This window comes from Arthrobacter humicola (genome assembly GCF_022803015.1).
Classification (GTDB): Bacteria; Actinomycetota; Actinomycetes; order Actinomycetales; family Micrococcaceae; genus Arthrobacter; species Arthrobacter humicola_A.
Genome location: NZ_JAFKON010000001.1, coordinates 760986 through 779740 on the forward strand (window position 1 = coordinate 760986; position 18755 = coordinate 779740).

Here is an 18755-nt window from a genome sequence, read left to right on the forward strand (position 1 = left end):
GTCCTTGCCCCAGTCGAAGGCCACCACCCATCATACCGTGGAGCTCCGGGCCGGACGGCCGCCGAACGCCGCGCCATGATTCCGGCGCGTTAACGCCGGCTCACCGGCGCCGCGGCGGACGGTGATTCATATAAGCGAAATCAGGTCCAATTGGTGAGATATACGCTGACCACAAAGTGGAATGGGACTAGGCTGTCATTAGATCAGCGCACACGGGCACGCATTTAGGCACTTGCCGGAACACGCGGCTCTGCATCTGCGTCTGAATGATAGATCAACGTTTCGATGGTGAACGGCTGGTACGAACCGCAGCGGGCACCGAACTGTGCCCGGGCGGGAAAAGAACGTACCGCCGGCCGTCAGCACAGAGAGGGGCCCGGTTTTCGTGCCACATTTGGAAGAGCAAGAACTGTCATGGACTGACTTGGACCAGCGCGCGGTGGACACCGTCCGGGTGCTGGCCGCGGATGCGGTGGAGAAGGTCGGAAACGGCCACCCGGGGACGGCGATGAGCCTGGCTCCGGCCGCTTATTTGTTGTTCCAGAAGCTGATGCGCCACGACCCGGCGAATCCGGACTGGCTGGGCCGCGACCGGTTCGTCCTGTCCCCCGGGCACACGTCCCTGACCCTGTACATCCAGCTGTTCCTCTCCGGCTACGGCCTGGAACTGAAGGACCTGGAGGCGCTGCGGACCTGGGGCTCGCTGACCCCGGGCCACCCGGAGTACAAGCACACCAAGGGCGTGGAGATCACCACCGGCCCGCTGGGCCAGGGCCTGGCGTCCGCGGTCGGCTTCGCCTATTCCCAGCGCCGGATGCGCGGCCTGTTCGACGCCGACGCTCCCGCCGGCACGAGCCCGTTCGACCACACCGTCTGGGTGATCGCCTCCGACGGCGACCTGCAGGAAGGCGTCACCTCCGAGGCGTCCTCACTCGCCGGTCACCAGGAACTGGGCAACCTCGTGGTGATCTACGACGAGAACCACATCTCGATCGAGGACGACACGGATGTGGCGTTCACCGAGGACGTCCTGGCCCGCTACGAGGCCTACGGCTGGCACACCCAGCGGGTCGACTGGACCCGGACCGGCGAATACGTCGAAGACGTCCAGGAATTGCACGCCGCACTGCTCGCCGCGAAGGCCGAAACCGGCAAGCCCTCCATCATCTCCCTGCGGACCATCATCGGGTACCCGGCGCCGAAGAAGCAGAACACCGGCAAGATCCACGGCTCCGCCCTCGGCGCTGAGGAAGTCGCAGCCCTGAAGAAGGTCCTGGGCTTCGACCCGGAACGCGCCTTCCAGGTCGACGAGGACGTCCTGGCCCACGCCCGTGCCGTGCAGGACCGCGGCGCGGCCGCCCGCGCCGACTGGCAGGCCTCGTTCGAGGCGTGGCAGGCCGGCAACCCCGAGTCCGCTGCACTGCTGGAACGCGTCGAAGCGAAGAAGCTCCCGGGCGACTTCGAAGCGGCCCTGCCGGTCTTCGAAGCCGGCAAGGACGTCTCCACCCGGGCCGCCTCCGGGAAGGTCCTGAACGCGATCGGCCCGGTCATGCCCGAACTCTGGGGCGGCTCCGCCGACCTCGCGGAGTCGAACAACACCACGATCGAGGGCTCGCCCTCATTCATCCCGACGTCCCGGTCCACCGCGGCGTGGAAGGGCAACCCCTACGGCCGGGTCCTGCACTTCGGCATCCGCGAGCACGCCGCGGCGTCGATCGTGAACGGCATCTCCCTGCACGGGCGCACCCGGGCTTTCTCCGGAACCTTCCTGATCTTCTCCGACTACCAGCGCCCCGCGATCCGGCTCGGCGCCCTCATGGGCGTCCCGTCGCTGTATGTCTGGACGCACGACTCGATCGGTCTGGGCGAGGACGGCCCCACGCACCAGCCCGTTGAGCAGCTCGCTTCCCTCCGCGCCATCCCGGGCCTGGACGTCGTCCGTCCGGGAGATGCAAACGAGGTCGCCGCGGCCTGGAAGGCCATGCTGGAAAACCACGAAAACCCCGCCGGCATCGTCCTGACCCGGCAGAACATCCCCACCTACGCCCGCGGCACCGGCGTCGCCGACGGCGACACCTTCGGCTCCACCGCCGGCGTCGAGAAGGGCGGCTACGTCCTTGCCGAGGCGTCGGAGGACGGCTCCACCGCCGAAGCCCAGGTCATCCTGATCGGCACCGGCTCCGAGGTCCAGCTCGCCGTCAACGCCCGCGAAGCGCTGCAGGCGGAGGGCATCCCCACCCGTGTGGTGTCCATGCCCTGCGTGGAATGGTTCAACAAGCAGGACGCCGCCTACCGCGACGCCGTGCTGCCCCCGGCCGTGAAGGCACGCGTCTCGGTCGAAGCCGGACTGGCCCTGGGCTGGAAGGAATTCGTCGGCGACGCCGGCCGTTCCATCTCCCTGGAGCACTTCGGCGCGTCCGCGGACTACAAGCGCCTCTTCCAGGAATTCGGCATCACGGCAGAAGCAGTCGCCGCCGCCGCGAAGGAATCCCTCGCCGGCCTCACCAACTGATCCACCACCACGGTTCCGGGGGACGCTGTGCCCCCGGAACCCATGATTTCCAGGAGTTATGAAATGACTACCCCCACCCAGCAGCTCTCCGACGCCGGCGTCTCGATCTGGCTCGACGACCTCTCCCGCGGCCGCCTGCAGACAGGCACCCTGCGCAAGCTGATCGAAGAGAAGAACGTCGTTGGTGTCACCACCAACCCGTCGATCTTCCACGCCGCCATCACCGCCGGCCACGACTACGACGCCGTGATCGCCGCCCAGGCCGCCGCCGGCGCCACCGTCGAAGAGACCGTCTTCGAAATCACGACCACCGACGTCGCCGACGCCTGCGACCTGTTCGCCCCGGTCGCCGCGGCCACCAAGGGCGTCGACGGCCGCGTCTCCATCGAGGTCGACCCCCGCCTGGCCTGGGACACCGCCGGCACCATCGCCGAAGCGAAGCACCTGTACAAGAAGGTCAACAAGGACAACGTCCTGATCAAGATCCCGGCCACCCTCGAAGGCCTCGAGGCGATCACCGCCACCCTGGCCGAGGGCATCAGCGTCAACGTGACCCTGATCTTCTCGCTGGAACGCTACCGCGCCGTGATCAACGCTTTCCAGTCCGGGCTCGAGCAGGCCAAGGACAACGGCCACGACCTGTCCACGATCCACTCGGTCGCGTCCTTCTTCGTCTCCCGCGTCGATGCCGAAATCGACAAGCGCCTCAACGCCATCGGCACCGAGGAAGCCAAGGCACTCAAGGGCAAGGCCGGCCTGGCCAACGCGCGTCTGGCCTACCAGGTCTACGAGGAGCTTTTCTCCACCGAACGCTGGGCACTGCTGGCCGAGGCCGGCGCCCTGCCGCAGCGCCCCCTGTGGGCCTCCACCGGCGTGAAGGACCCGGCCTACCCGGACACGCTCTACGTCACCGAACTCGTTGCCCCCGGCGTCGTCAACACCATGCCGGAGAAGACGCTCGACGCGACGTTCGACCACGGCACCGTCACGGGCGACACCGTCACCCGCGGCTACGACGACGCCAACGCCACGCTGAACTCCCTCGACGCGCTGGGGATTTCCTACAACGACGTCGTCGCCCTGCTCGAATCCGAAGGCCTGGACAAGTTCGTGGCCAGCTGGAAGGAACTGCTGGGCGACGTCGAAGGCGCCCTGGCCTCTGCACGGAAGGCTTCCTAACCCACCATGAGCACACTCAGCTACGACGCCACCGGCGCAGCCCACCAGGCACATGAGCAGCACCTCCCGGCACTGCTGGGAGACCGCATTGCCACCCGGATCTTCGCGAAGGACCACACCCTGTGGGGTCCGGAAGCAGAGCAGGAATCCGCTGTCCGGCTGGGCTGGGTCGAGGCGGCTTCCGTCTCCCAGCCGCTGGTCGGCGACATTCTCGAACTCCGCGACGCGCTGAAGGCCGAGGGCGTAACGCGGATCGTCCTCTGCGGGATGGGCGGTTCTTCGCTGGCGCCTGAAGTCATTGCGGGCACCGCTGGCGTCGAGCTGACTGTTCTGGACAGCACCGACCCCGAACAGGTCAGTGCCGCGGTGGCGGACCGGCTGGACGAAACCGCGATCGTGGTTTCGTCCAAGTCCGGCTCCACTGTGGAAACGGATTCGCAGCGCCGGATCTTCGAGCAGGCGTTCACCGATGCCGGGATCGATGCGAAGAGCCGCATCATCATCGTCACCGACCCGGGGTCGCCGCTGGACAAGGCGTCCCGGGAGGCGGGCTACCGCGCCGTCTTCAATGCAGATCCGAACGTCGGCGGCCGTTTCTCGGCCCTGACCGCCTTCGGGCTGGTCCCGTGCGGGCTGGCCGGCGTCGACATCCAGGCTTTCCTGGATGAGGCCGAAGAAGCCGCCGAGATCCTCAATGAGGACTCGGAGGACAACATCGGCCTCGCTCTCGGCACCGCCCTGGGCGGCACCAGCCCGCTGCGCAACAAGATCGTCATCGCGGAGGACGGATCCGGGATCGTGGGCTTCGCCGACTGGGCCGAGCAGCTCATCGCCGAATCCACGGGCAAGCTCGGCACAGGCGTGCTGCCGGTCGTCGCCGGTCCTGCCTCCCCGGAAGCCACTCTGGGCGCCCCCGATGTCCTGGTCATCAGGCTCGTCGCGGCGGATGCCGACGTGCAGCTCGGCGAGAACGAGGTCGCCATCGCCGGCGGCCTGGCCACGCAGATGATGGTGTGGGAATTCGCCACCGCCGTGGCCGGCCGCCTGCTCGGCATCAACCCGTTCGACCAGCCGGACGTCGAGGCAGCGAAGATCGCCGCCCGCGGCCTGCTGGACGCACAGCCCGCACCGACGCCGGCGAATTTCACCGACGGCGCGATCGAGGTCCGCGGCGGGGAATGGCTCGGTGACGCCGGCACCGCGGCTGAGGCTGTCAGCGCCCTGCTCAGCGAACTCGGCCCGGACAACTACCTCAGCGTCCAGGCCTATTTCGACCGGCTGGCCTATGCCAGCTTCGAAGGCGTCCGGGACGAACTGGCCGCGGTCAGCGGACGCCCGGTCACCTTTGGCTGGGGCCCGCGGTTCCTGCACTCCACCGGCCAGTTCCACAAGGGCGGACCCGCGATCGGCGTTTTCCTGCAGGTCACGGCCGCATCCGCGGCTGACCTGGCCATCCCGGACCGGCCGTTCACGTTCGGCGAGCTGATCTCGGCGCAGGCCGCGGGCGATGCCCAGGTCCTGTCCGAGCACGGCCGTCCGGTCCTCCGGCTGCACCTGGCCGACCGCGCCGCGGGTGTGAAGCAGCTCCAGGAGCTCGTCACCTCCCTTGCCGGCCAGGCAGTATCCTCCACTGAAAGCTAAGGCACCCACGCAACCATGCCAGAAACCTACATCGGCGGCAGGAACACGGCCGGCCGGGGGCGCAATCCGCTCCGGGACCCCCGTGACCGCCGTCTGAACCGTATTGCCGGACCGGCGTCGCTGGTCCTGTTCGGGGTGACCGGGGACCTCGCCCGCAAGAAGCTCATGCCCGCCGTGTATGACCTTGCCAACCGCGGGCTGTTGCCGCCGAGCTTCGCGCTGGTGGGCTTTGCCCGCCGCGAGTGGGAGAACGAGGACTTCGCCGCGGAGGTCAAGGAGTCCGTCAAGGCGTACGCCCGCACCCCGTTCGACGAAACGGTCTGGAAGCAGCTCTCCGAGGGCATCCGCTTCGTGCAGGGCGAGTTCGACGACGACGAGGCATTCAAGCGGCTCTCCGACACGATCGATGAGCTCGACGAACAGCGCGGGACGCGGGGAAACCACGCGTTCTACCTCTCGATCCCGCCGAAGGCCTTCGAGCAGGTCTGCCGTCAGCTCTCCAAGCACGGCCTGGCCCAGGCCGCGGGCGACAACTGGCGCCGCGTGGTGATCGAAAAGCCGTTCGGACACGACCTCGAGTCGGCCCGGCAGCTCAACGACATCGTCGAGTCGGTGTTCCCGCCGGACGCGGTGTTCCGGATCGACCACTACCTGGGCAAGGAGACGGTGCAGAACATCCTGGCACTGCGCTTCGCCAACCAGCTCTTCGAGCCGCTCTGGAACGCCAACTATGTGGACCACGTCCAGATCACCATGGCCGAGGACATCGGGACCGGAGGCCGGGCAGGCTACTACGACGGCGTGGGCGCGGCCCGCGACGTCATCCAGAACCACCTGCTGCAGCTGCTGGCCCTGACGGCGATGGAAGAACCGATCTCCTTCAACGCGGACGACCTGCGTGCCGAGAAGGAAAAGGTCCTCGCCGCCGTCCGGCTCCCCGAGGACCTCTCCTCCCACTCCGCCCGCGGGCAGTTCACCGGCGGCTGGCAGGGCGGCGAGGAAGTCCTCGGGTACCTGGAGGAGGAGGGCATCCCGGCCGATTCCAAGACCGAGACGTTCGCCGCGATCCGGGTGGACATCAACACCCGCCGCTGGTCCGGCGCGCCGTTCTACCTGCGCGCCGGCAAGCGGCTGGGGCGCCGGGTGACGGAGATCGCCGTCGTGTTCAAGCGCGCACCAAACCTGCTCTTCACGGACCACGGCGAGGACGACTTCGGCCAGAACGCCGTGGTGATCCGGGTCCAGCCTGACGAGGGCGCCACGATCCGGTTCGGTTCCAAGGTCCCGGGCACCCAGATGGAGGTCCGCGACGTCACCATGGACTTCGGCTACGGCCACTCTTTCACTGAGTCCAGTCCCGAAGCCTACGAACGCCTGATCCTGGATGTGCTCCTGGGCGAGCCGCCGCTGTTCCCCCGGCACCAGGAAGTTGAGCTGTCCTGGAAGATCCTGGATCCCTTCGAGGAATACTGGGCCGGCCTGGACGAACAGCCCCAGCCCTACGCTCCCGGCAGCTGGGGCCCTGCCTCGGCCGATGAGCTCCTTGCCCGCGACGGACGAACCTGGAGAAGGCCATGATCGTAGATCTTCCCGACACCACCACCTCCAAGATTTCCAAGAAGATTATGGCCCTGCGCGAGCAGGGTGGCGTGATCGCCCTTGGCCGGGTCCTGACCCTCGTGGTCGTCACCCGCTCCGGGCTGGAAGAGGAGGCCATCGAGGCCGCCAACGAGGCCAGCCGGGAACACCCGTGCCGGATCATCGTCCTCGCCGACGCCGGGGCCTCGGCCCCGACCCGGCTGGACGCCCAGATCCGCGTTGGCGGCGACGCCGGCGCCTCCGAGGTGATCCTGCTGCGCGGCTACGGCGAACTGGCCGAGGAAAGCGAATCCCTCGTCGCGGCCCTGCTGCTCCCGGACGCCCCGATCGTGGCCTGGTGGCCGCACGGCGCGCCCAGGAACGCGTGCCAGACCTCGGTCGGGGGCATCGCGCACCGCCGGATCACCGACTCGGCCAATGAAGCGGACCCGGTCGCGGCGCTGGAGAACATCCGCCGCACCTACAAGGCCGGCGACACGGACCTGGCTTGGACCCGGCTGACCAACTGGCGCATCCAGCTGGCCGCGGTCCTGGACCAGGTGGACGACTCGCCGGTGACGGCCGTGGCCGTCGAGGGCGCCTCGGACTCCCCCAGCACCGTGCTTCTCGCAGCCTGGCTCACCCTGGCCCTGGACGTTCCCGTGACGATTGTGGCGGATCCGGCCGGAACCGGCATCCGGCGCGTCCGGCTGACCCGGCCCGGCGGCGACATCCAGCTCTTCCGGCCCGGGCTCACCATCGCGGAACTGACCCAGCCCGGCCAGCCCGCCCAGCGGATCTCACTGCCCCGCCGCAGCCTCAAGGACTGCCTGGCCGAAGAACTCCGACGCCTGGATCCGGACGAAGTCTTCGGTGAAGTGATTACTATGGGACTGCCGCGTACCAATCTAAGGAGTGTCCGTCCCAGTGAGCGCTGACCCGAGAGTAAGCATCCATCCTGACTCGACCGTTCTGATGGCGGCCATCGCAGCCCGCCTGATTACCAAGCTGGTGGATATCCAGGACCGGCACGGCGAGGCCACGGTAGTGCTTACCGGGGGAACGATGGGCATCGGCTCGCTCAAGGCAGTGGCCGAATCGCCCGCGGCGCGGGCCGTCGACTGGTCCAAGGTGAACTTCTGGTGGGGTGACGAGCGCTTCATGGCGGCCGGCGACGCCGAGCGCAACGCCCGCCAGGCCCAGGACGCCCTCCTGTCCCACATCAATGTTGATCCGGCGCGCGTCCATGTGCCCGGTTCCACCGATGACTTCGACAGCCCGGACGACGCCGCGGCCGACTATGCCCGCCGGCTCGCCGAGGCGGCGGCCGCCGAGCACGCCGCTGACATGTCCGACGACAGGCCGGAACAGCCTGCGCGGCTCCCCCGCCTGGACATCGTCCTCCTCGGCGTCGGGCCGGACGCACACGTCGCCTCGCTCTTCCCGGAGCAGGCCGGCATCCGGGAGAAAGAACTGACTGTCGTGGGCGTCCGCAACTCCCCCAAGCCGCCGCCGGCGCGGGTGTCGCTGACGTTGCCGGCGATCAACACGGCATCCGAGGTGTGGATGGTGGTGGCCGGTGACGACAAGGCCGGCGCCGTAGGGCTCGCCCTGGCCGGCGCCAATCCCGTGCAGGTGCCCGCCGCGGGGCCGCGCGGCCGCCGGGAAACGCTGTGGCTGATTGACGAGGACGCGGCCTCACGGGTCCCGGAGCAGCTCGTCCGGAAGGGTCCGTCCGGAGCGTAGACGCTCCAGCGCTCCAGCCAGCACGTCTTCGGCGTCCTGGCTGGAGCGCCGTTCTTTAACGTATTCCAGATGCGTCTTGAAGCCCTCTGTTGGCGTTTCCTCCAGGGCAAACTTTGATTCGTCGCGGGTTGCGGTGCCGCCGCAGCGCCGGCAGTCCCAAACTCCGGGGATCTGTTCCTCCGGCAGCTGTGCGAACACGAGCGAGGTTTCATGGCCCTTGGCGCACCGGAAAGCTACACGAATACGGGGCTGGCGTACGCCGGCCCCGTTCAGTGGTTCATGGCGGGGAGTGGCCCCCTCGGTGGCGCCCACACGGATTCCTTTGAATCCGGAAGCAGAATGCAGCATCGGGAACTCCTGGCTACTTAGCTGGTGGAAGTGCAAGACGACAGCCACAGTGTAGTTCGTGAGTTCCCGATGCCGGGAGGGCCATAAGGACCCCATATGAAGTTTTCGGACGGGCGTCCTAGGAATCGGCGCCTGTGCTGAACCGCATGAGCAGCCCGAGGGCGATGATCACCACTCCCCAGGTGATTCCCAGGATGACCGTGAACCGGTTGAGGTTCCGTTCCGCGACGCCGGAGGAGCTCAGGCCCGAGCTCATGCCGCCGCCGAACATGTCGGACAGGCCGCCTCCGCGTCCCTTATGGAGCAGGATGAGCAACGTCAGCAGGAGGCTGGTGATGCCCAGGAGGACCTGCAGAATGACATGAAGAACGTCCACGACGGCCTTTCAGAAGGATTGGATTGCGGGGGTCAGGCTGTGTCCGGACTAATCCGTCAACAGGTGACTCTCGAACCTGACAATATTAGCAAACTCGGCAGCGTCCAGGCTGGCACCGCCGACCAGCAAGCCGTCGACGTCGCGCTCCTTCAGGATCGATGCCGCGTTGTTGGCCTTGACCGAGCCGCCGTACAGCAGGCGGGTCTTGGCGGCGACGTCTGCTCCGAAGAGGGTGGACAGTTCGGCACGGATGGCGGCGCACATTTCCTGCGCGTCCTCCGGGCCTGCGACCTCGCCGGTGCCGATGGCCCACACGGGCTCGTAGGCAACTACGAGCCCGGCGGCCTGCTCCGGGGTGAGGCCTTCGACGCAGGCGCGCAGCTGGGCGAGGGTGTGGTCCACGTGGGTGCCGGCCTGCCGGATCTCCAGGCCTTCACCGACGCAGAGGACCGGGGTGATGCCGTGCCGGAAGGCGGCTTTGGTCTTGGCGTTGAGCACGGCGTCGGACTCGTTGTGGATGGTGCGGCGTTCGCTGTGGCCGACCAGGACGTAGCTGCAGGCAAGCTTGGCGAGGAACTGGCCGGAAATGTCGCCCGTGTAGGCGCCGGAGTCGAACTGGGAAAGGTCCTGGCCACCATAGACGACGGCGAGCTCGTCGCCCTGGACCAGGGTCTGGACGCCGCGGAGATCCGTGAACGGCGGGAAGACGGCGACCTCCACCCGGCTGTAGTCGTGCTTGGCGTCGGACAGGGTCCACGCGAGCTTCTGCAGGAGGGTGATGCCCTGGACGTGGTCCATGTTCATCTTCCAGTTGCCGGCGATGAAGGGCTTGCGGTCGAATTTACCGTTGGTTGACGTGGTCACGTGATCTCCAGGAGTTCTTGGTGTGTGGGAGCAGCCGGCAGGGCGCCCGGTTCCCTGCGGAGGGCGCCCTGCCGGCTCAAATGCCGGTGCTTTTAGCGGTCAGTGCTTCTAACGGTCCAGGACGCTCAGGCCGGGGAGTTCCTTGCCTTCAAGGTACTCCAGACTTGCGCCGCCGCCGGTGGAAATGTGGCCGAACGCCTCATCGGCGAAGCCGAGTGTCCGGACCGCTGCCGCCGAGTCGCCGCCGCCAACCACGGTGAACGCGTCCGTCTCGGTCAGGGCCTGGGCGATGGCCCGGGTACCGCCGGCGAAGGCCGCGAATTCGAACACGCCCATGGGCCCGTTCCAGAACACCGTCCGAGCGCCCTTGATCCGTTCCGCGAACGCCGCTGCCGAGACCGGCCCGATGTCCAGCCCGATGCCCTGGGCTCCGAAGCTGCCCGACTCGATGGCGTCGGCCGCAACGGTCTCGTGCTCGGCGTCGGCGGCGAACTTGCCCGCCACCACAACATCGGTGGGCACGACGAACTCGGTACCGGCGTCGGCGGCGCGCTTCAGGTAGTCCTGGACGACCGGGATCTGGTCCTCTTCGAGCAGGCTGCCCGCGACCTTGTGACCCGCGGCGGCGAGGAAGGTGAACAGCATGCCGCCGCCCACCAGGATCGTGTCCGCCTTGCCCAGGAGGTTGTCGATCACAGCGAGCTTGTCGGAGACCTTGGAACCGCCGAGGACAACGACGTAGGGCCGCTGGGTGTCCGTGGTGAGCTTGCGCAACACCTCGACCTCCGTGCGGACAAGGTCGCCCTGGTAGGACGGCAACCGCGTGGCGACGTCGTACACGCTGGCGTGCTTGCGGTGCACCGCACCGAAGGCATCATCGACGAAGGCGCCGTTGTCGCCGGTGAGGGCGACCAGCTCGTCCGCGAAGGCGCCGCGCTCGGCGTCGTCCTTGGAGGTCTCCCGCGCGTCGAAGCGCACGTTTTCCAGGACCAGCACTTCGCCGTCCTGCAGCGCCGCGGAGAGCTCCTTGGCCGACTCGCCGACGGTGTCGGCGGCAAGTGAGACCTTGAACCCGGCAAGCTCTGCCAGCCGTGCGGCTGCGGGCTTGAGGGAGTACTTCTCCTCCGGGGCGCCCTTGGGGCGGCCGAGGTGTGCTGTGACCAGCACGCGGGCACCGGCGTCCGTGAGCTTCGCCAGCACTGGCAGGGAGGCCTTGATGCGGCCGTCGTCAGTCACTGTAGAGCCGTCGAGCGGCACGTTCAGGTCACTTCTGACCAGAACGTACCGCCCGCGGACACCATCAGCGATCAGTTCGTTGAGGGTGTGAAATGTCATGAGTCTTACCCTAGCCCAGCTTGGACGCTACAAGCTCCGTGAGGTCCACGAGGCGGTTGGAGTAACCCCACTCGTTGTCATACCAGGACACAACCTTGACCTGGTCGCCGATCACCTTGGTCAGGCCGGAATCGAAGATGGACGATGCCGGGTCGCCGACGATGTCGGAGGAGACGATCGGCTCGTCGGTGTAGGTCAGCAGGCCCCTGAGCTCCTCGGTCTCCGATGCTGCCTTGAGGGCGGCGTTGACTTCGGCGACCGTGGTCTCGCGGGAAACCGTGACGGTCAGGTCCGTGGCGGAGCCGGTGGGAACGGGCACGCGGATGGCGTAGCCGTCGAGCTTGCCCTTGAGCTCCGGCAGGACCAGGCCGATTGCCTTGGCGGCACCGGTGGAGGTGGGCACCATGTTGATGGCGGCGGCGCGGGCGCGGCGGAGGTCCTTGTGCGGGCCGTCCTGCAGGTTCTGGTCGGCGGTGTAGGCGTGGATGGTGGTCATCAGGCCACGCTCGATGCCGAAGGCGTCATTGATGACCTTGGCCAGCGGGCCGAGGCAGTTGGTGGTGCAGGAGGCGTTGGAGATGATGTGGTGCGTGGCGTTGTCGTACAGGCCGTCATTGACACCCATCACGATCGTGATGTCCTCATCCGACGCGGGGGCGGAGATCAGGACCTTCTTGGCGCCGGCGTCGATGTGCTTCTGCGCATCGGCGGCCTTCGTGAAGAAGCCGGTGGACTCGATGACGATGTCGACGCCGAGCTCGCCCCAGGGCAGCTTCGCGGGGTCACGTTCGGCGAGGACCTTGATGATGTTGCCGTCGACGACGATGTTGCCGTCCTTGACCTCGATGGTTTCGGCCAGGCGGCCGCCCACGGAGTCGTACTTGAAGAGGTGAGCGAGGGCTTCCGGGCTGGTGAGGTCGTTGACCGCAACGATCTCAAGGTCTGCGCCCTGTGCGAGGGCGGCGCGGAAGTAGTTGCGGCCGATACGGCCAAAGCCGTTGATGCCAATACGGGTCGTCACGTTTTCAGTCTCCTTGGTGCTCTTGCGAGCACGACTAGTTGAGAAGGCGTTCAAGCCAACTAACAGATCCCGCACGCCATTGGGCAGAGATAATTACCAGATCGGAGGGCGACCAGCCACATTGCTGAAGGCTAACCGCCTTCCGTGATCCATCTTACGTTTAACCGGGACTGCCCCCGCAAGTGCAGGGGCAGTCCGTCCACATTTCGGGCCGAAGGGCCCGTAATGTGAGGTTTGTTACAAACAGAAGTCGATTCCGTCACCCTGTGCAGGGTATAGGGACCTGCCTAGAGGGTGATGAGACCCGTCGCGTTCTTGCGCGCGGCGTCGAAGCGCTTGGCGACGTCGGCCCAGTTCACGATGTTCCAGAAGGCCTTGACGTAGTCAGCCTTGACGTTGACGTAGTCCAGGTAGAAGGCGTGCTCCCACATGTCCAGCATCAGCAGCGGGGTGGTGCCGAGTGCGACGTTGCCCTGCTGATCGTAGAGCTGCTCGATGACCAGGTTGCCGCCGATGGGCTCGTAGGCCAGGAAGCCCCAGCCGGAGCCCTGCAGGCCCAATGCCGCGGCGCTGAACTGCGCACGGAACGCGTCGAACGAGCCGAAGGCGTCGTCAATGGCCGCCGCGAGCTCGCCCTCGGGCTTGTCGCCACCGTCCGGTGAGAGGTTCTTCCAGAAGACGGAGTGGTTGATGTGCCCGCCGGTGTGGAACGCGAGGTCCTTGGAGAGGCGGTTGATGTTGGCGAAGTCGCCCTTTTCGCGCGCCTCGGCCAGCTGGGCCAGAGCGTTGTTGGCGCCGGCCACATAGGCGGCGTGGTGCTTGCTGTGGTGCAGCTCCATGATCCTCGCGGAGATGTGCGGTTCCAGCGCTGCGTAGTCATAGTCGAGCTCGGGCAGTACGTACTCGGTCACAAATTCCTCCAATGTCGTGGACGGGTTGTCCGGTTCGGTAACTCTTTCGATCGTGCATCCGGATGCGGGGCATCCGGAAAATTGCGGTGGGTCCAACCGCGACAACCAGCCGCGGCTCCCGGATATTTCATTCCCCGGGATATTCCTGCTGTTGATTCTAGGGGCGGGCTAGTCGTCGAGCATTTCCGGCGTCACATTGGCTTCCGTGCCCGGGATGCCGAGGTCCTGGGCCCGTTTGTCCGCCATGGCCAGCAGCCGGCGGATCCGGCCGGCGATGGCGTCCTTGGTCATGACGGGGTCGGCGAGCCGGCCCAGCTCGTCCAGGCTGGCCTGTTTGTGCGCGACCCGGAGCTCACCGGCATACTTCAGGTGGTCCGGGACGTCGTCGCCCAGGATTTCCAGGGCGCGGTCCACCCGGGCACCGGCGGCCACGGCGGCCTGCGCGGAACGGCGCAGGTTCGCGTCATCGAAGTTGGCGAGCCGGTTGGCCGTGGCGCGGACTTCCTTGCGCATGCGGCGTTCTTCCCAGACCATCAGCGCGTCGTGGGCACCCATGCGCGTCAGTAGCGCGGCGATCGTGTCGCCGTCGCGGATCACCACGCGGTCCACTCCCCTGACCTCGCGGGCCTTGGCCTGAATACCCAGGCGGCGGGCGGCGCCGACGAGGGCCAGGGCCGATTCGGGGCCGGGGCAGGTGACTTCCATGGCCGAGGAGCGGCCGGGCTCGGTGAGCGAGCCGTGGACCAGGAACGCACCGCGCCAGACAGCTTCGGCGTCCGCGGCGGAGCCGTTCACCACTACCGACGGAAGGCCGCGCACGGGCCGCCCCCGCGCGTCCAGGAGTCCGGTCTGGCGGGCGAGGGCCTCACCGTCGCGCACCACCCGCACCACGTAGCGGCTGCCGCGGCGCAGGCCGCCGCCGGAGACGACGATGATCTCGCTCTGGTGGCCGTACACCTCGGCGATGGCGGCGCGCAGCCGCCGGGCGGTCGATGCGAGGTCGACTTCGGCCTCGATCACAATCCGGCCCGAGATGATGTGCAGCCCGCCGGCGAAGCGGAGCATCGCCGATACCTCGGCCTTGCGGACTGAGGACTTCTTGATATCCAGACGGGAAAGTTCTTCCTTGACTGATGCTGTCAGTGCCATGGCACCTTTCCTAACTATTCCCGAAAATATCGTGATACGCCGTCGCCAGCCGCAACGGATCGTGGACCGGACGGCGACCAGACGCCCCCACTTTACCCAAGACCACCTCGGCACCGAGCATTCCTGCCGCCGCCTCGAAGTCGGGCAGGTTCTGCACCGACGCCGGGTCGGCCAGGATGACGTCGATCGTGAACTCCGGCGCATATTCGCGCAGCACCCGGAGGTGGTCGGCGGCGGACATGCCGGCCGTCTCCTTGGTATCTGTGGCCAGGTTCATGGTCAGGCACCGGCGGGCAGCCGTGTTGGCGAGGGCCTCGCGCATTTCGGGCAGCAACAGGTGCGGCAGCACGGACGTGTACCAGGAGCCCGGCCCGAGGATCACCCAGTCGGCCAGCTCGATCGCCGTCAGAGCCTCGGTGCAGGCCGGAGCGTTCTCAGGCAAGAGCCGGACGTGCTCCAGGGACCCTGCCACCGCGCACTTGGCCTGGCCGGTGAGCGTCTGCAGTGCCGTGGCGCCGTCCGGGGCGGTGACCCGGACCTGGCCCTCGATGGTCAGCGGGACGCTGGACATCGGCAGGACTTCGCCGCGCGCGCCGAGCAGGGCGCCGGCCCACTTCAGGCCTGCGACGGTGTCGCCCAGGAGCTCCCAGAGCGTGACGATCAGGAGGTTGCCCATCGCGTGCTCATCGAGGGAGCCACCGCGGCCTTTGCCGGGGGCGAAGCGGTGCTGCATGACGTCGCGCCACGTGCGGCCCCAGTCGGTGTCGTCGCACAGCGCGGACAGGGCCATCCGGAGATCACCGGGCGGCAGGACGCCGTACTCTTCGCGGAGCCGGCCGGAGGATCCGCCGTCGTCCGCGACCGTGACGACCGCGGTGAGTTCGGAGGTCAGCAGGCGCAGGGCCGACAGCGAAGCGGAGAGGCCGTGGCCGCCGCCGAGCGCGACGACGGACGGGCCTTTGTCCTGCTGGCTGGCGAAGGCCGCGCTGGCGGGCGGGACAAGGGGCAGCGGGCCGGTCAGCAGCGCCATTACTCGCGGCCCAGGTCCCGGTGCGTCGTGGTCACCGTGACGCGCGGATACTGCGCCAGCCTCCGGGAGAGCTCGACGGCGACCGCCACGGAGCGGTGCTTGCCGCCGGTGCAGCCCACGGCGATGGTGGCGTAGTGCTTGTTCTCCCGCCGGTACCCGTCCAGGACAGGTTCAAGGGCCAGGACGTAGCGTTCCACGAAGTCGCTGACGCCCTGGGCCTCCAGCACATAGTCGCTGACGTCCTTGTCCAGTCCGGTGTGCGGGCGCAACTGCGGCACCCAGTGCGGGTTGGGGATGAAGCGGGCATCGGCCACGAAGTTGGCATCCACCGGCAGCCCGTACTTAAAGCCAAAGCTCATGACGTTCAGCCGCAGCGCCACCGGCCCGGTCTCGCTGAAGAGCTCGGTGATGGCGGTGGCGAGGCCATGGACGTTGAGGGAGGACGTGTCCAGGACGATGTCGGCGGTGTCCTTCAATTCACGGACCAGCTCGCGCTCGGCGGCGATGCCGTCCAGGATCCGGCCGCCGCCCTGGAGCGGGTGGGGCCTGCGGCCCTGCTCAAAGCGGCGCACCAGGACGTCGTCGTTGGCGTCGAGGAACAGCACGCGGAAGCTCACGCCGGTGGCTTCCAGGGCGCGGAGCGCCGCGCGCATGTCGACGAACAGTTCCTTGCTCCGGACGTCCATCACGACGGCGAGCTTGGACATGGAGTGCGGCGTCCGGGACACCAGTTCGGCGAGCGTGCCGAGCATCTGCGGCGGCAGGTTTTCCACGACATACCAGCCATGGTCCTCAAGGGCGTCCGAGGCGGTGCTGCGGCCGGCTCCCGACATTCCGGTCACCACGAGCAGTTCAGCCTCGACGGGTTTGACGGGTGTCATGCCGTCCGCATCCGTCTCGGATCCTGCCGTCGACTCTGCCATCAGTGAAGCCCCATCTCTGCCTGTGCGATTTGCTGTTTGTCAGGTTTGCGCGCCGGCCGCGGTGATGCCGCTGCCGTGCCGTACCCAAGTCTTTACCCTAGCTAAGTTTGGCGGCACTAGCTAAGCGTCGAGGATTTCGCCGGTGGTCATGTTGACGGCAGGAACCGGGGCGGCTTCCTCGACGCCGCCGCCAGCGAAGTGCCGGACGATCGCGGCGGCGAGGGAGGGGCCAATCCCCTTGGCGCCGGTGAGTTCGTCCTGCGTCGCGGCTTTGATCCCCTTGACGGAGCCGAACTCCGCCAGGAGGGCCTTGCGCTTGGATTCGCCCAGCCCGGGCACGCTGTCCAGGGCGGAGGCCGTCATGGCCTTGCCGCGCTTTTGCCGGTGGAAGGTGATGGCGAAGCGGTGGGCCTCATCGCGGATCCGCTGCAGCAGATACAGGCCGGCCGAGGCGCGTGGCAGGATCACCGGGAAATCGCTGTCCGGCAGCCACACCTCTTCGAGCCGTTTGGCCAGGCCGACCACATACACGTCCTCGATGCCGAGCTCTTCCAGCGCCCTTGCGGCGGCATTGACCTGCGGTTTGCCGCCGTCGACGACGACGAGGTTGGGCGGGTAGGCGAATTTGCTCCGCGGTGTTGGCGTCGTGGAGTCCGCGACCGCCGCGGCGGTTGCCGCGTCCAGGGCGGCCTGGTGCGCCGGTTTGGCCGCAGCCGCCGCCTGCTCGTCTTTTTCTTGAAGATAGTGCCGGAACCGCCGGGTCAGCACATCATGCATGGCCGCCGTGTCGTCGGTGGCCGCGGCCCCGGTCACGGCGAACTTCCGGTAGTCGGACTTTTTCGGCAGGCCGTCCTCGACCACCACCATGGAGCCGACCACGTTGGTGCCCTGGACGTGTGAGATGTCGAAGCACTCGATCCGCAGCAGCGCCACGGGAAGCTCGAGCGCTTCCTGGATTTCCTGCAGGGCCTGGGAGCGCATGGTGAGGTCGCCGGCGCGCCGGGACTTGTGAAGTTTGAGGGCGTGCTCGGCGTTTTCACGGACCGTGGACAGGAGGGCGGCCTTGTCTCCGCGCTGGGGCACGCGGATGTCCACCCGGGCCCCGCGCAGGCCGCTGAGCCATTGCGCCAGCTCCGGGGCGTTGCTGGGCTCGGCAGGCACCAGCACTTCCCGGGGCAACCTGCCCTGGAGCCCGGCTTCCTCGCCGTAGACCTGCTGGAGCAGGTGTTCGACCAGTTCCGGGGTGGTGGAGTCCTCGACTTTTTCCACCACCCAGCCGCGTTGGCCACGGATCCGTCCGCCCCGGACGTGGAAGACCTGCACGGCGGCCTCGAGCTCGTCTTCGTGCAGGGCGAAGACGTCGGCGTCCGTGCCCTCGGCCAGGACGACGGCGTTACGTTCGAAGACCTTCTTCAGCGCCACGATGTCGTCCCGCAGCCGGGCCGCGCGTTCGTAGTCGAGCTCGGCGACTGCCGCGGCCATCTCCCGTTCCAGCCGGTTGACGAAGGGCTTGGCTTCGCCGCCCATGAACGTGCAGAAATCCTCGGCCAGGGCGCGGTGGTCGGCCGCGGAGATCCGGCCGACGCACGGCGCGGAACATTTGTCGATGTAGCCGAGCAGGCAGGGCCGGCCGCTGGCTTCGGCGCGCTTCAGCACCCCGGCGCTGCAGCTGCGGACCGGGAACACGCGCAGCAGGGTGTCCATGGTGTCCCGGATCGCGCCGGCGGTGTACGGGCCGAAGTACCGGGTCCCCTTGCGCCGGTCGCCGCGCAGCACCTGGACGCGCGGGTACTTCTCCCCCATCGTCACGGCGAGGTACGGGTAGCTTTTGTCGTCCCTGAACATCACGTTGAAGCGGGGCGTGAATTCCTTGATCCAGGTGTATTCCAGCTGCAGCGACTCGAGTTCGCTGCCCACCACGGTCCATTCGACGCTGCTGGCCGTGTGGACCATCGCATAGGTTTTGGGCATGAGCCCGGCGGGATTGGCGAAATAGGTGTTCAGCCGGGCACGGAGGTTCTTGGCCTTGCCGACGTAGATGACCCGGCCGTGCGGATCGCGGAAGCGGTACACGCCCGGATTAGTCGGAATTTCACCCGTCTGGGGTCGGTAACTCGCTGGATCTGCCACACATCAAGTCTA

Annotated in this window: 16 protein-coding genes; 6 read left to right on the top strand and 10 right to left on the bottom strand. The window is 67.5% G+C overall.

What is annotated here, in order from left to right:
• The first annotated feature begins 394 nt into the window (after nucleotides 1–394).
• From tkt to pgl, 6 genes are all read left to right on the top strand, one after another.
• Nucleotides 395–2512 (top strand): transketolase, encoded by a 2118-nt coding sequence (tkt, locus tag ARTB_RS03570; RefSeq protein WP_243177719.1) that lies wholly within the window; start codon nucleotides 395–397, stop codon nucleotides 2510–2512.
• 63 nt (nucleotides 2513–2575) lie between these two features.
• Nucleotides 2576–3691, top strand: coding sequence for a transaldolase (tal, locus tag ARTB_RS03575; RefSeq protein ID WP_243177721.1), 1116 nt, complete (start codon nucleotides 2576–2578; stop codon nucleotides 3689–3691).
• A 6-nt stretch (nucleotides 3692–3697) separates the two neighbouring features.
• Entirely contained in the window at nucleotides 3698–5332 is a 1635-nt protein-coding gene (locus ARTB_RS03580; protein WP_243177722.1) for a glucose-6-phosphate isomerase, read from the top strand.
• Between the two features lie 15 nt (nucleotides 5333–5347).
• Nucleotides 5348–6910 carry a glucose-6-phosphate dehydrogenase gene (gene zwf / locus ARTB_RS03585; RefSeq protein WP_028275502.1) on the top strand — a complete coding sequence of 521 codons (1563 nt, stop codon included), beginning with the start codon at nucleotides 5348–5350 and terminating at the stop codon, nucleotides 6908–6910.
• Nucleotides 6907–7848: a glucose-6-phosphate dehydrogenase assembly protein OpcA gene (locus ARTB_RS03590; protein WP_028275501.1), complete on the top strand. Its 942-nt coding sequence runs from the start codon at nucleotides 6907–6909 to the stop codon at nucleotides 7846–7848. Before zwf ends, ARTB_RS03590 begins: the two co-directional genes overlap by 4 nt.
• The gene (gene pgl, locus ARTB_RS03595) at nucleotides 7838–8656 is read left to right on the top strand and encodes a 6-phosphogluconolactonase (protein ID WP_308197210.1); all 819 of its coding nucleotides are present in this window, start codon (nucleotides 7838–7840) and stop codon (nucleotides 8654–8656) included. Before ARTB_RS03590 ends, pgl begins: the two co-directional genes overlap by 11 nt.
• On the opposite strand, the gene ARTB_RS03600 is transcribed toward pgl, so the two are convergent.
• The 10 genes from ARTB_RS03600 to uvrC form a co-directional block, all read right to left on the bottom strand.
• Nucleotides 8609–9004: an RNA polymerase-binding protein RbpA gene (locus ARTB_RS03600; protein ID WP_028276843.1), complete on the bottom strand. Its 396-nt coding sequence runs from the start codon at nucleotides 9002–9004 to the stop codon at nucleotides 8609–8611. The genes pgl and ARTB_RS03600 overlap by 48 nt on opposite strands.
• Nucleotides 9005–9122: 118 nt before the next feature.
• Nucleotides 9123–9380 (bottom strand): preprotein translocase subunit SecG, encoded by a 258-nt coding sequence (gene secG, locus ARTB_RS03605; protein WP_018772994.1) that lies wholly within the window; start codon nucleotides 9378–9380, stop codon nucleotides 9123–9125.
• Between the two features lie 48 nt (nucleotides 9381–9428).
• Nucleotides 9429–10244, bottom strand: a complete 816-nt coding sequence (gene tpiA / locus ARTB_RS03610) for a triose-phosphate isomerase (RefSeq protein ID WP_243177725.1) — start codon at nucleotides 10242–10244, stop codon at nucleotides 9429–9431.
• A 108-nt stretch (nucleotides 10245–10352) separates the two neighbouring features.
• Nucleotides 10353–11579 carry a phosphoglycerate kinase gene (locus ARTB_RS03615; RefSeq protein ID WP_243177727.1) on the bottom strand — a complete coding sequence of 409 codons (1227 nt, stop codon included), beginning with the start codon at nucleotides 11577–11579 and terminating at the stop codon, nucleotides 10353–10355.
• A gap of 10 nt (nucleotides 11580–11589) precedes the next feature.
• Nucleotides 11590–12600, bottom strand: coding sequence for a type I glyceraldehyde-3-phosphate dehydrogenase (gene gap / locus ARTB_RS03620; protein WP_028276841.1), 1011 nt, complete (start codon nucleotides 12598–12600; stop codon nucleotides 11590–11592).
• 287 nt (nucleotides 12601–12887) lie between these two features.
• Complete coding sequence (locus ARTB_RS03625; protein WP_243177729.1) at nucleotides 12888–13511, bottom strand: superoxide dismutase; 624 nt, start codon at nucleotides 13509–13511, stop codon at nucleotides 12888–12890.
• A 168-nt stretch (nucleotides 13512–13679) separates the two neighbouring features.
• Entirely contained in the window at nucleotides 13680–14660 is a 981-nt protein-coding gene (whiA, locus tag ARTB_RS03630) for a DNA-binding protein WhiA (RefSeq protein WP_018772999.1), read from the bottom strand.
• Between the two features lie 10 nt (nucleotides 14661–14670).
• A complete protein-coding gene (locus ARTB_RS03635) occupies nucleotides 14671–15690 on the bottom strand; it encodes a gluconeogenesis factor YvcK family protein (protein ID WP_028276839.1) in 1020 nt (339 codons plus the stop codon).
• Nucleotides 15690–16613 carry an RNase adapter RapZ gene (rapZ, locus tag ARTB_RS03640; protein WP_018773001.1) on the bottom strand — a complete coding sequence of 308 codons (924 nt, stop codon included), beginning with the start codon at nucleotides 16611–16613 and terminating at the stop codon, nucleotides 15690–15692. Before rapZ ends, ARTB_RS03635 begins: the two co-directional genes overlap by 1 nt.
• Before the next feature lie 120 nt (nucleotides 16614–16733).
• Nucleotides 16734–18743, bottom strand: coding sequence for an excinuclease ABC subunit UvrC (uvrC, locus tag ARTB_RS03645; protein ID WP_243177730.1), 2010 nt, complete (start codon nucleotides 18741–18743; stop codon nucleotides 16734–16736).
• Nucleotides 18744–18755 lie beyond the last annotated feature (12 nt).